We start from the raw sequence: 13159 nt of genomic DNA on the forward strand, positions 1-13159 counted from the left end.
GATGGACCGATTTAGCGAGTACAGAATTATGTGGATTTTGTGTTTCTTTGATTTGCCGACAGAAACGAAAATTGAGCGGCAACGGCACAGCGAATTTCGCAAAAATCTGTTAAAAGATGGATTTTCAAGATTCCAATTATCCATATATGTTCGGCATTGCGCTTCTGTGGAAAATGCAGAAGTTCATATTGCTCGAGTAAAGAGTTTTATGCCGCCAGATGGTTCAGTAAGCATTCTCTGTATCACGGACAAGCAGTTCGGGAAAATCCAGGTTTTCTACGGTCGAAAGGAAAAACCGAAGCCAAAATCAACGGGGCAATTAGAGCTTTTCCTATAAAAAACGTTCAAAAACAAGAAAAAATCGACCCCAAAAGGTCGATTTTTTCTTTTCGCAATGATACATCTAACTCGTTCATAGCTGTATAGTTACAACGAATCAGTTGTTATTGCACTAGTAAAACTAGAAAATCTGAAAGCAATTCACAACGCATATCTGAATAAACTAAACAACAAAAAGTTGTTATTGCACTAGTAAAACTAGAAAATCTGAAAGCAATTCACAACTATTTTCAGTGTAGGTCATGATTTACCCCAGTTGTTATTGCACTAGTAAAACTAGAAAATCTGAAAGCAATTCACAACTGTAGTTAATACCATTATCGCTAAAATCAAGTTGTTATTGCACTAGTAAAACTAGAAAATCTGAAAGCAATTCACAACAATAATACTTTGCAATTGTCAATAGAAAAGTTGTTATTGCACTAGTAAAACTAGAAAATCTGAAAGCAATTCACAACAGCATTTGGAATTTCTTTGAGTTGTGTTTCGTTGTTATTGCACTAGTAAAACTAGAAAATCTGAAAGCAATTCACAACTAATTTGATTCGCAATTGCACCGCTAGACGGTTGTTATTGCACTAGTAAAACTAGAAAATCTGAAAGCAATTCACAACTAGATATTTTTGACAATTTGGATTGTATCTGTTGTTATTGCACTAGTAAAACTAGAAAATCTGAAAGCAATTCACAACTTTCTTTTGTGTAGTTCATGGTTTTATCCTGTTGTTATTGCACTAGTAAAACTAGAAAATCTGAAAGCAATTCACAACAGGTCTGCTGGTCTTCCGGGAAGAGCATCTGTTGTTATTGCACTAGTAAAACTAGAAAATCTGAAAGCAATTCACAACGGAACGCGCACCGTTTGACGCAAAGAAAGGTTGTTATTGCACTAGTAAAACTAGAAAATCTGAAAGCAATTCACAACGATGCTCGGCATCTTGCCGAAAGGCCGAAGGTTGTTATTGCACTAGTAAAACTAGAAAATCTGAAAGCAATTCACAACAAAGTTTCTCCCAATAAACGCTACAAAGAGTTGTTATTGCACTAGTAAAACTAGAAAATCTGAAAGCAATTCACAACGCTGGCCCTCTTGGTGCTATGGCCGCAGGCGTTGTTATTGCACTAGTAAAACTAGAAAATCTGAAAGCAATTCACAACGCAAGTATGGTAATATGTATGACCACGGCGGTTGTTATTGCACTAGTAAAACTAGAAAATCTGAAAGCAATTCACAACAGTATTCGGACTATATCGGGCGGGCTCGTTGTTGTTATTGCACTAGTAAAACTAGAAAATCTGAAAGCAATTCACAACTACAAAGATAGGATGTTGCATATTTATTAAGTTGTTATTGCACTAGTAAAACTAGAAAATCTGAAAGCAATTCACAACTTAATTTCGTCCACACCGTCAAACCTAAACGTTGTTATTGCACTAGTAAAACTAGAAAATCTGAAAGCAATTCACAACAGAAGAGCGAGTTCACGCCGTTGTGGGTTGTTGTTATTGCACTAGTAAAACTAGAAAATCTGAAAGCAATTCACAACGCTACTGTGCAGTCATTACAAGACCGCGTTGTTGTTATTGCACTAGTAAAACTAGAAAATCTGAAAGCAATTCACAACTGGTGTGAGTCTTGGTTCTCGCTTCGCTCGTTGTTATTGCACTAGTAAAACTAGAAAATCTGAAAGCAATTCACAACGCTACTGTGCAGTCATTACAAGACCGCGTTGTTGTTATTGCACTAGTAAAACTAGAAAATCTGAAAGCAATTCACAACTGGTGTGAGTCTTGGTTCTCGCTTCGCTCGTTGTTATTGCACTAGTAAAACTAGAAAATCTGAAAGCAATTCACAACGATTAACGTTACAATCCTCCACCTTTCCTTGTTGTTATTGCACTAGTAAAACTAGAAAATCTGAAAGCAATTCACAACGGGTTGAGTGGTCCAGCTTGTTATCTACTGTTGTTATTGCACTAGTAAAACTAGAAAATCTGAAAGCAATTCACAACGGGTGGAGGCTTTAATGTCCTTAGATGTTCGTTGTTATTGCACTAGTAAAACTAGAAAATCTGAAAGCAATTCACAACGGAAGGCGATACGGATAAGTTGAACGAAAGTTGTTATTGCACTAGTAAAACTAGAAAATCTGAAAGCAATTCACAACAGTATCATGGCAATATTCTTTCGGGGCATTGTTGTTATTGCACTAGTAAAACTAGAAAATCTGAAAGCAATTCACAACGCTCAGCAGCACGAAATTACTAATAGTCCTGTTGTTATTGCACTAGTAAAACTAGAAAATCTGAAAGCAATTCACAACTATCGACTTGCGACAACGAAGCTCTTGATGTTGTTATTGCACTAGTAAAACTAGAAAATCTGAAAGCAATTCACAACAATCTGTAAGCACTATTGGAAATATGGTCTGTTGTTATTGCACTAGTAAAACTAGAAAATCTGAAAGCAATTCACAACTGCTTGACGAAGTTGGCAATGAATGGTACAGTTGTTATTGCACTAGTAAAACTAGAAAATCTGAAAGCAATTCACAACTAAAATCCCGACGTATGTATTCATCGACGGTTGTTATTGCACTAGTAAAACTAGAAAATCTAAAAGAAGTTGCGCCCCAAACAGCGAGGAAGGGGGCTATGTCAACTGCAATATAGATTATTTAAAGAGAAAAGGAGATGCCCCGTCAAGCGGGGCATGACATCAGGGCGAGTGGCTAAGCTAAGCCGGGGCGTTGCGGGGCGGCGTCTGAGCGCCCGCATAGAGAGGGTGATGGAAGACTCGGCAACCCGCTTTTTGACGAAAGGGGTGTACGCTCAAAGGCGTACATGACAATCCGAAGTGACTAGGTTGCCGAGGCTGCAATCAGGGGGATTCCTCCCCCATCCTTCATAAGCTATCAAAATTTTCAATAACACATTTTGACATTCCTTTTTATACCTTAAAATGCATCGGACGAAACTACTAATAAAGTAATTCTATTAGTAGCGATATTTTTTTAGTATTGGACAAAGGGTTTTGCATTCTCTATATTTGTCTCTCAAAAATGGGAGACATTCTATGGCAGTTGATTATTCTACTCTTAAAAAGGGCGGCTGGATGCGCCAGAAGCAGAAGAACAATTTCTCGTTGCGCGTTCGCGTTGTTGGTGGGAACCTCACAGCAACACAGCTTGCCAAAATCGCCGAAGTCGCTGAAAAATATGGCGAAGGTTACGCTCACCTAACTTCGAGACAGAGCGTCGAGATTCCGTTTATCAAGCTTGAAAATATTGACGATGTGAAAAACGCACTTGCCGAGGGTGGTGTTGAACCAGGCGTTTGCGGGGCTCGCGTGCGTACCATTACGGCATGCCAGGGTGAAGCCGTTTGCCCGAGCGGTTGCATTGATACTTATGCAATCGCGAAAGAACTTGACGATCGTTACTTTGCACGAGAACTTCCGCACAAGTTCAAATTCGGTGTGACGGGTTGCCAAAACAACTGTCTCAAGGCCGAAGAAAACGACGTGGGCATCAAGGGCGCCATCAAGGTGGATTGGCTCGAAGACAAGTGCATCGGTTGCGGGCTTTGCGCAAAGGTTTGCCGCAAAGAGGCCATCAAGATCGAAAACAAGAAGGTCATTTTCGACAAGGAAAAATGCAATTACTGCGGCCGTTGCTACAAGTCCTGCCCCACTGACGCCTGGAGCCACATTCACGGCTACATCGTATCGTTTGGCGGGCTTTTCGGCAACAACATCAACAAGGGCGAAACGATTATTCCGTTTGTAGAAGACAAGCAGAAGCTCTTGGACATTTGCGATGCTGCGATTCAATTCTTTGCAGACAACGGAAAGAGCGGTGAACGTTTCAAGTACACGATCGACCGCGTCGGCCGCGATGTATTCGCAAAGAAAATCCAGGACGTATACAACGGATAAACGCTTGCATAAAAAGGCCTGCATTCCAACATACTATCAACAAATGAACATCGAAAAAATCAAGACAGACTTGCTGATTATTGGTGGCGGGACCGCTGGCTGTTATGCAGCCATTACCGCAAGTACTTTAGGTGCAGCGAAAGATGTCGCAGACATCAAGATATTGGTTGTCGAAAAAGCGAACATCAAGCGGAGCGGTTGCCTCGCTGCTGGCGTAAACGCGCTGAACGCCTACATTACCGAAGGCCGTACGCCCAAGGATTATGTGGAGTACGCCAAGAAAGACGCCGACGGAATCGTTCGCGAAGACTTGCTGTACAGTATTTCCGAGAAGTTCAACGAGGTCACGGCGCACTTGGAAAAGTTGGGCCTTGTCATCTTGAAGGACAAGGATGGAAAGTATGTGACCCGTGGGAATCGTAATATCAAAATCAACGGCGAGAACATAAAGCCAATTTTGGCGGCGGCTGTCGCAAAGGCACCGAATGTTCAGGTGCTGAACCACGTGAACATTTTCGATTTTTCCGTTCACGACAACAGGATTGACGGAGCTTTCGGTTTCGGAATCGAGAACGATACTTTCTATGCCATCGAGGCGCGTGCTGTGATTATCGCGACGGGCGGTGCAGCCGGGCTTTATCGCCCGAACAATCCGGGATTTTCCCGCCATAAAATGTGGTACCCGCCGTTCAACACGGGTGCAGGCTACGCCATGGGAATCCGTCACGGTGCCGAGATGACGACTTTCGAGATGCGCTTTATTGCGCTGCGCTGCAAGGATACGATTGCCCCGACGGGCACGCTTGCGCAGGGCGTGGGTGCAAAGCAGATAAATTCGCTTGGTGAAGTTTACGAGACAAAGTACGGCATTTCAACTTCGGAACGCGTGTACGGAACAGTGGCAGAAAACCTGGAAGGCCGCGGGCCGTGCTATTTGCGCACCGTCGGGATTACGCCCGCACAGGAAGACTCGCTTTTAAAGGCGTACCTGAACATGGCTCCTTCGCAAACAATTCGCTGGCTTGAAAACGAAACGCCCTCCAAAGCAAATGTCGAAATTGAAGGTACTGAACCTTACATCGTGGGCGGCCACACCGCAAGCGGTTACTGGGTCGATACCAAGCGTGCAACGACAATTGACGGGCTTTACGCTGCAGGCGATGTTGCCGGTGGAGCCCCGCAAAAATACGTGACGGGCGCGCTTGCCGAAGGCGAGATTGCGGCGAAGTCGGCGGTGGAATATATCAATGCGGTAGATTGCCGCACCCCCTTACAGGGGGTTCGCAATGACGTAGATGCAGATCCTCGCGAAGACGTAGACGCCAAAGCAACCATCAAGGAAGCAGAAATCGCCCGACATGTCGCAGAAATCGAAACATATTTATCGCAGAAAAACTCGCTGTACACTACAGAACAACTTGAAGAAGCCATGCAAATAGCCATGGACGAATATGCAGGCGGAATCAAGACGGGCTATGGCTACAGCGAAAAGCATCTCAATATCGCCAAAGAAAAAATTGACGAAATTGAAAGCCTTACAGACAAGCTTAGCGCAGCCGATTTGCAAGAAGTGATGTACATCTACGAACTCAAGGAACGTCTAACAGTTTGCAAGAGCGTGATAGCCCACCTCAAGGCACGTCACGAAACGCGTTGGCACAGTTTTGCAGAAAACCTAGACTACCCCGAAAAGGACAACGCAAACTTCCGCAAGTACGTCAATTCAAGACTCGAAAACGGCGAAATCAAAATCATCTTGCGCGACCTCACCGCAGAAGGGCAAAAGAACTATGAGCATCAGCATTGATCAAAGCAAATGTATCGGCTGCAGGAGATGCCACGACGTATGCCCCGGCACGCTAATCAAGATAAATGAAGACAAAAAAGCATTTATCAAATACCCCAAAGATTGCTGGGGTTGCACATCGTGCATCAAGGAATGCCCTGTTCACGCCATCCAATTTTTCCTCGGTGAAGACATTGGCGGCAAGGGAAGCAAGGTACATACCGAAAAAGTAAACGGTCTAATTCGCTGGATTGTGGAATTCCCTGACGGGAACGTCAAATCCATTGACATTGACCCTAAAGAATCAAATAAATACTAGGAGTTTCACAGTGAGCGAATTTTCACACCTCGACGAGCTGGAAGCCGAAGCCATTTACATCATCCGCGAAGTCGCCGCTGAATGCGAAAAGCCGGTGATGCTTTATTCCATTGGCAAGGACAGTTCTGTCATGCTGCATTTAGCCATCAAGGCATTCTACCCCGAAAAGCCTCCTTTCCCGTTTTTGCACGTCAATACGACCTGGAAATTTCGCGAAATGATTGAATTTCGCGACCGCACGGCGCAAAAGCTCGGCATCGAGATGCTGGAATACATCAACCAGGACGGCGTCAAGCAGGGAATCAACCCGTTTGACCACGGCGCAGCATACACCGACATCATGAAGACGCAGGCCTTGAAACAGGCCTTGAACAAGTACGGCTTCACTGCGGCATTTGGTGGCGGCAGGCGCGACGAAGAAAAGTCCCGCGCGAAGGAGAGAATTTTCTCGTTCCGCAATTCCGCGCACGCCTGGGACCCGAAAAACCAGCGCCCGGAAATGTGGAAGCTTTACAACACGAAAATAAACAAGGGCGAAAGCATCCGCGTTTTCCCGATTTCGAACTGGACCGAAAAAGATATTTGGCAGTACATCAAGCGCGAAAACATCGACATCGTTCCGCTTTACTTTGCAGCCCCGCGCCCAGTCGTAGTACGCGATGGCAACATCATCATGGTCGATGACGAACGATTCCCTTTGCGTGAAGGCGAAAAGCCCGAAATCAAGTCGGTGCGCTTCCGCACGCTCGGTTGCTACCCGCTTACAGGCGGCATAGAATCAACAGCTACAACGCTTGACGAAATCATTGACGAAACTTTGAGCGCCGTATCTTCGGAAAGAACATCGCGCGTGATTGACAACGAAGCCGCCGGCAGCATGGAACGCCGCAAGAGGGAGGGCTATTTCTAATGAAAGGTTTATTGAAGTTTATTACTTGCGGTAGCGTTGACGACGGAAAATCAACCCTTATCGGTCATATTCTTTACGATTCCAAATTGCTTTACACCGATCAGGAAAAGGCTCTGGAATTAGACAGTAAAGTTGGTAGCCGCAGCGGTAAAATCGACTATTCACTTTTGCTCGACGGTCTCATGGCTGAACGCGAACAAGGCATTACCATAGATGTCGCGTACCGCTATTTTACAACGGACCATCGCAGTTTTATTGTTGCCGATACACCGGGGCATGAAGAATACACCCGCAACATGGCGGTGGGCGCCTCGTTTGCGGACCTCGCCGTGATTCTCGTAGATGCATCGCAAGGCGTTCTCGTACAGACGCGTAGACACGCCCGCATTTGCAGGCTGATGGGTATTCGCCACTTTGTCTTTGCCGTGAACAAGATGGATCTTGTGGGCTACAGCGAAGATGTATTCAACAAAATCAAGGTACAAATCGCAGAACTTGCACAGACTCATTCCCTGAGCAACATACAAGTTATTCCGCTCTCGGCAACGGAAGGCGACAACGTTACCATCAAATCGAAAAACATTGCATGGTATCAAGGTCCTGCATTACTTGAATACCTTGAAAATGTCGATACTTCAAGCTCTGCACTAGAAAAGGGATTTTACATGCCCGTGCAGCGCGTGAGCCGCCCCGACCGTACATTCCGCGGATTCCAAGGACAAATTGAATCAGGAACGATTCGCGTCGGAGACGTCATCAAATCCCTCCCGAGTTACGAGAAAGCATCCGTCAAAAGCATTCTCTACACAAATAGGAATGTCGAAGAAGCCCACGCTGGCGAACCGGTCACGATTACGCTAGACCGTGAAGTTGACGTATCGAGAGGTTGCGTGCTCGCTAGAGATGCAAGCATCGGTAGCTACAAGAAAATCAAGGCGTCACTTTTGTGGATGGATGACGAGCCGCTTTCGCTAGGCAAAGACTACCTCGTCAAAATCGGGACAAAGATTATTCCTGGAACACTCACGAAAATTGACTATGCCATTGACGTGAACACAGGCGCACACTTAGAAACAGAAAGCATTTCCAAGAACGGGATAGCCGTCTGCGAAATTGTTTTTGCCGAAGCCATTGTCGTTGATCTTTTTGAAAAGCACAAAACGCTTGGCGAGCTCATTCTCATTGACATCGTAACGCATGCAACAGCCGCTTGCGGCGTTGTTGAAGGGCTCTACGAAAAGCAACTTCAATCCAACGAAAAGGCAGCCTTTGTGCAAGGCGAGCGCCATGGCCGTGGAGAAATCTTCGAAGAATTCTTCTACGATACAGCTACACTTTCCGTAGTAAAGCAACAGCCAGTCAAGCAGCACTACACTGTAGGCGACGAAATCCCGACTGCTGGCGAAAGCTACCACTACCCCGACGATTTCGATATCATCATCTTGCGAGACAGTATCGCCGTCAAGGTTCGTGGCAAGCGCATCGCGGAAATCACCACGGCAGAGGAATACCACTACGGAAACGTTCCCGTCATCAATGGACGCGGCTTTGAAATCAAGGTCCATTCCGATGAAGACGTTAAGCAGCTGCTTAACGAATACGAAAAAGCAGGTATCGCAGGTCGCGAAGAATTCTTCCGCAAGTGGGCTTCATTTAATACATATCGCAAAGTCGTATTACACTAAATCACTTTTGCTTCTTCACCACCATAATGCTCGGCACACCGCCGAGCATTTCTTATTTTAAATAAAATAATCAAAAATTACAAATAAATTTTACAATAGCAAAAATCAATATCTCAGCATAAAAATTTAGTATTAGACAAAGTGAAAAACGCGTTCTATATTTTGCCGCACAAAAAACAAAACACACAACAACAATAAAAAACAATAACAAGGAGTTACGAATGAACCAGACAATATCCAAGATTTTGATTACAACAGCACTGGTATCATCCATTTGCTCTGCTGCAGAATCTGCTAACGAAAGCACATTTAAGCTGACAGGAAATGTTCAAGCACAGGCAATCAAATCACTTTACGACAACGATGCCGACAACACGCTCGATAATTCCTTCTTGCGTGCAAATATCGGTGCAAAGTACAACTCTGAAAATCTCAGCGCCGTAATTAACTTGCGCATTTTCAGCCCGGCTTTCGGTAACACGATTGAAGGCAAGAACTACGATAAGATTTCTGCCGATACCTACTACGCCAACTACAAGTGGGATACCGAATACGGCAAGTTCAATGTTCAATTCGGTCGTTTCCGTACCGACTGGAGCGTCGGCGGCAATTTCGGTACTTATGTTGATGTCGCCCTCAACAAGCGTGGATTCCTCGCCCGCGATTACCAGCACGACGCTTTCGCTTTCGGCTTTGAAAAAGGCATTTCTACATTTAACGCCTTGCTCGGCACATACGATGCAAAGTTCAACACGGGCTACATCCGCTTCGAAGAAACGCTCAAGTTCGGTGATGCCAAGGTCAGCGCAGCTTACCGTGTAAACGCCCTTGACGTCATTCAGCACACGGCACAACTCACCCACCGCGCCGCAGCTCGCGCAAGCTACTACTTCCAGAAGAATTTCGGCCTCTACGGTGAAGTCGCACTCATCGCAACTGGTGACGGAGAAAACCTCAAGGCAGCTAACGCCATCAAGCCAGAATATGCACAAGACACACAATATATTCCGTTCTTCGTCGGTGTAGAAATTCCAACCGCAGGCATATTCAACAATGTTTACGCAGAACTTGAATACGTCTCCCATCGCGACGAATTGCAGGCCGGTGCCGATGGAATCGCATGGACCGTAAGCTTCATCAAGAAAATCAACGATTATTCTAAAATCCAGGTGAACGTCTATAGTGAAAAGAAGGCTTCTGACGTTGCTCTTGCCGCACGATTCACTGCATCGCTCAAATAAAACTTAGCACATCCCCGAGCGCCCTCAGAGCAGCATAACAGCTTCTTTGATCCATTCCGCTGAGGGCGTTTCTAAAAAAAAACAAAACATTTAAACAAAGAGGTACATAACATGAATTTCAAAAAAATTACTATAGCATCCATCGCTCTTCTCTCCATCGCTTTCACCGCCTGCTCTTCTTCGGACAGCAAGACCGAAAGCACAAAGCAAACACTTACTAACGTGTCTTACGACCCGACGCGTGAGCTCTACGCCAACTACAACCAGGTCTTTGCTAAGCACTGGAAGGAAAAGACCGGCAAGGATGTGGAAATCACGCAGTCCCACGGCGGTTCTGGCAAGCAGGCTTTGGAAGTCGCCAACGGTCTCGAAGCAGACGTTGTAACGCTCGCCCTCGAATACGACGTGAACGCTGTGCGCGATGCAGGCCTTATCGAAGATGGCTGGGTCAAGGAATTTCCGCTGAACAGCGCTCCTTACACCTCCACCATCGTCTTCCTCGTTCGCAAGGGTAACCCGAAGAATCTCAAGGACTGGGGCGACCTCGTCAAAGACGGCATCGGAGTCATCACGCCGAACCCGAAAACTTCTGGCGGCGCACGCTGGAACTATCTCGCCGCTTGGGCATGGGCCGAAAAGCAGTACAACGGCGACGAAGCCAAGGTCAAGGAATTCGTGAAGAAGCTCTACAAGAACGTGCTCGTACTCGCTTCTGGCGCTCGCGGCTCTACGACGACATTCATCGAAAACGGCCAGGGCGATGTTTTGCTCGCTTGGGAAAACGAAGCATTCCTCTCGCTCAAGGACTACCCCAACGATTACGAAATCGTCATCCCTAGCGTAAGCATCTTGGCAGAACCGTCTGTCGCAATTGTAGACAAGGTTGTTGACAAGCGCGGCACCCGCGAACTTGCCACCGAATACCTGAACTTCCTCTACAGCGACGAAGGCCAGCACATTGCAGCTAAGAACCACTACCGTCCTTCCAACAAGGCCATTCTTGACCAGTACAAGGAATTTGACCAAAACGTGAACCTGATTGACATCAGCTACTTCGGCGGTTGGGACAAGGCTCAAAAAACGCACTTCTCCAACGGTGGCATTTTCGACCAGATTTACGAAAAGAAGTAATCTATCTCCATAGAAACAGTCCTCGCTCACAAACAGGCGAGGATTTTTCATACAATCAGGCAATTACTTTATCCATTATAAAAAAAATTAATAGCAGACGCTAGAAATAAAATATTGGACAAGCTGAAAAGTGCGTTCTATATTTGAGCCCAATTATGAAAAGAACAAATAGAAGTGTTATACCAGGTTTCGGCCTTACTACAGGCATCACGCTCGCCATTTTGGGCGTTGTCGTGCTCATTCCGCTCGCATCGCTTGTGGTGTTTACGGCGCAAATGAGTTTTGATGAAATTATAGAGACCATTACGCGCGACCGAGTGCTCTCTAGCTTTCGTGTGAGTTTTACAACTGCATTTATCGCATCGTTCATCAATGCAGTAATGGGCATCATTCTTGCGTGGGTTCTTGTAAAATACACATTTCCACTCAAACGATTGATTGACGGAATGATCGAACTTCCATTTGCCTTGCCGACAGCTGTGGCGGGCATCGCTCTCACGGCACTCACAGCAGATACAGGCCTTGTGGGCGGATTCTTTGCAAAATTCGGCATCAAAATTGCCTTTACGCAAATCGGCATTACGGTTGCGCTCGTGTTTATCGGCATTCCATTTGTAGTACGTGCAGTGCAGCCCGTACTCGAGAAACTGGACCCTGCATACGAAGAAGCCGCAGGCGTGCTAGGCGCATCACGGGGCCGCATTTTCTGGAAAGTGATATTCCCAGAGATCGTACCTGCCGCATTGACGGGATTCGGGCTTGCATTCGGGCGTTGCCTCGGTGAATATGGCAGCGTCGTTTTCATCGCAGGCAACAAGCCATTCGAAACAGAAATTGCACCGCTAATTATCATGTCAGAACTGCAAGAATACGATTACGCGAGTGCAACGACAATTGCGCTTGTCATGCTCGTAGCCTCGTTTGTAACGCTTTTCCTCGTGAACTTAATACAAACAAGAAATACCAAAATTCTGAAAGGAGGCGCTTAATGTACAAAGAAACGACTTCTTCAAAGATTGTCAAATGGTCCTTGATTGGCATAAGCATCGCCTTTGTGGTGCTCATGCTTTTACTCCCCTTGATTACAGTTATCGCCGAAGCATTCAAGCAAGGATTTGACATTTATGCAAAGGCTGTTAGCGACAACTACACCATCAAAGCCATTTGGCTCACCCTCGAAGCGACTTTACTTGCGGTCATCATCAACACCGTTTTCGGCTTGAGCGCAGCATGGTCACTCACCAAGTTCCATTTCAAAGGCAAAAAAATCCTTACGACATTGATAGACTTGCCGGTAACGGTTTCACCGATTATCGCAGGCCTTATCTTCTTGCTCACGTTCGGACGCCAAAGCCCCATTTACCCGCTATTGCAAAGTTGGGACATCAAGATAGTCTTTGCCGTACCTGGCATTGTTCTTGCAACGATTTTCGTCACATTTCCGTTCATTTCGCGTGAATTGATTCCCGTTCTGGAAGCTCGCGGAAACGATGAAGAAGAGGCCGCCGCGCTGATGGGCGCTAAAGGCTGGACCATTTTCCGCAAGATTACATTTCCGCACATCAAGTGGGCATTTCTGTACGGCGTGGTGCTCTGCGCCGCCCGTGCCATGGGTGAATTCGGCGCTGTCTCGGTCATCTCCGGGCACTTGCGCGGAAAGACGAACACCCTACCCTTGCATGTAGAAATTCTCTTCAACGAATTCCAATACGTGCCCGCTTTTGCAGTTTCGTCAATTCTTGTGATGCTAGCCATCGCCATTTTGATTGCACGAAGCGCGATTGAATACAGAGGTCGAAAGAAAATATAATA

The 13159-nt window shown here is 45.9% G+C and carries 10 protein-coding genes and 1 CRISPR repeat array; all 10 genes read left to right on the forward strand.

Features of this window, described 5'->3' with window-relative positions; translation table 11 throughout:
• Position 1 precedes the first annotated feature (1 nt).
• Entirely contained in the window at positions 2 to 337 is a 336-nt protein-coding gene (gene cas2 / locus FSU_RS02605; protein ID WP_012819986.1) for a CRISPR-associated endonuclease Cas2, read from the forward strand.
• A 102-nt stretch (positions 338 to 439) separates the two neighbouring features.
• Positions 440 to 2972: a CRISPR direct-repeat array (repeat unit 48 nt; unit sequence GTTGTTATTGCACTAGTAAAACTAGAAAATCTGAAAGCAATTCACAAC).
• 442 nt (positions 2973 to 3414) lie between these two features.
• The gene (locus FSU_RS02610) at positions 3415 to 4275 is read left to right on the forward strand and encodes a 4Fe-4S binding protein (protein ID WP_012819987.1); all 861 of its coding nucleotides are present in this window, start codon (positions 3415 to 3417) and stop codon (positions 4273 to 4275) included.
• A gap of 43 nt (positions 4276 to 4318) precedes the next feature.
• Positions 4319 to 6082 carry an adenylyl-sulfate reductase subunit alpha gene (locus tag FSU_RS02615; protein WP_012819988.1) on the forward strand — a complete coding sequence of 588 codons (1764 nt, stop codon included), beginning with the start codon at positions 4319 to 4321 and terminating at the stop codon, positions 6080 to 6082.
• Entirely contained in the window at positions 6066 to 6380 is a 315-nt protein-coding gene (locus FSU_RS02620) for a 4Fe-4S dicluster domain-containing protein (protein WP_012819989.1), read from the forward strand. Before FSU_RS02615 ends, FSU_RS02620 begins: the two co-directional genes overlap by 17 nt.
• A 10-nt stretch (positions 6381 to 6390) precedes the next feature.
• The gene (cysD, locus tag FSU_RS02625; RefSeq protein WP_012819990.1) at positions 6391 to 7290 is read left to right on the forward strand and encodes a sulfate adenylyltransferase subunit CysD; all 900 of its coding nucleotides are present in this window, start codon (positions 6391 to 6393) and stop codon (positions 7288 to 7290) included.
• Entirely contained in the window at positions 7290 to 8975 is a 1686-nt protein-coding gene (locus FSU_RS02630; protein ID WP_012819991.1) for a sulfate adenylyltransferase subunit 1, read from the forward strand. Before cysD ends, FSU_RS02630 begins: the two co-directional genes overlap by 1 nt.
• A 221-nt stretch (positions 8976 to 9196) precedes the next feature.
• Complete coding sequence (locus FSU_RS02635; protein WP_012819992.1) at positions 9197 to 10216, forward strand: hypothetical protein; 1020 nt, start codon at positions 9197 to 9199, stop codon at positions 10214 to 10216.
• Positions 10217 to 10327: 111 nt separating this feature from the next.
• Positions 10328 to 11347, forward strand: a complete 1020-nt coding sequence (locus FSU_RS02640) for a sulfate ABC transporter substrate-binding protein (RefSeq protein ID WP_012819993.1) — start codon at positions 10328 to 10330, stop codon at positions 11345 to 11347.
• Positions 11348 to 11502: 155 nt separating this feature from the next.
• Complete coding sequence (cysT, locus tag FSU_RS02645; protein ID WP_012819994.1) at positions 11503 to 12336, forward strand: sulfate ABC transporter permease subunit CysT; 834 nt, start codon at positions 11503 to 11505, stop codon at positions 12334 to 12336.
• Complete coding sequence (gene cysW, locus FSU_RS02650) at positions 12336 to 13157, forward strand: sulfate ABC transporter permease subunit CysW (protein WP_012819995.1); 822 nt, start codon at positions 12336 to 12338, stop codon at positions 13155 to 13157. Before cysT ends, cysW begins: the two co-directional genes overlap by 1 nt.
• The last annotated feature ends 2 nt before the right edge of the window (positions 13158 to 13159 follow it).

It is taken from the genome of Fibrobacter succinogenes subsp. succinogenes S85, assembly GCF_000146505.1.
GTDB lineage: Bacteria > Fibrobacterota > Fibrobacteria > Fibrobacterales > Fibrobacteraceae > Fibrobacter > Fibrobacter succinogenes.

What these genes read in the sequence shown, in the direction of transcription:
- FSU_RS02615 (WP_012819988.1), top strand. Translation starts at nt 4,319, where the DNA reads ATGAACATCGAAAAAATCAAGACAGACTTGCTGATTATTGGTGGCGGG.
- cysW (WP_012819995.1), top strand. Translation starts at nt 12,336, where the DNA reads ATGTACAAAGAAACGACTTCTTCAAAGATTGTCAAATGGTCCTTGATT.
- FSU_RS02620 (WP_012819989.1), top strand. Translation starts at nt 6,066, where the DNA reads ATGAGCATCAGCATTGATCAAAGCAAATGTATCGGCTGCAGGAGATGC.
- cysT (WP_012819994.1), top strand. Translation starts at nt 11,503, where the DNA reads ATGAAAAGAACAAATAGAAGTGTTATACCAGGTTTCGGCCTTACTACA.
- FSU_RS02630 (WP_012819991.1), top strand. Translation starts at nt 7,290, where the DNA reads ATGAAAGGTTTATTGAAGTTTATTACTTGCGGTAGCGTTGACGACGGA.
- FSU_RS02610 (WP_012819987.1), top strand. Translation starts at nt 3,415, where the DNA reads ATGGCAGTTGATTATTCTACTCTTAAAAAGGGCGGCTGGATGCGCCAG.
- FSU_RS02635 (WP_012819992.1), top strand. Translation starts at nt 9,197, where the DNA reads ATGAACCAGACAATATCCAAGATTTTGATTACAACAGCACTGGTATCA.
- FSU_RS02640 (WP_012819993.1), top strand. Translation starts at nt 10,328, where the DNA reads ATGAATTTCAAAAAAATTACTATAGCATCCATCGCTCTTCTCTCCATC.
- cas2 (WP_012819986.1), top strand. Translation starts at nt 2, where the DNA reads ATGGACCGATTTAGCGAGTACAGAATTATGTGGATTTTGTGTTTCTTT.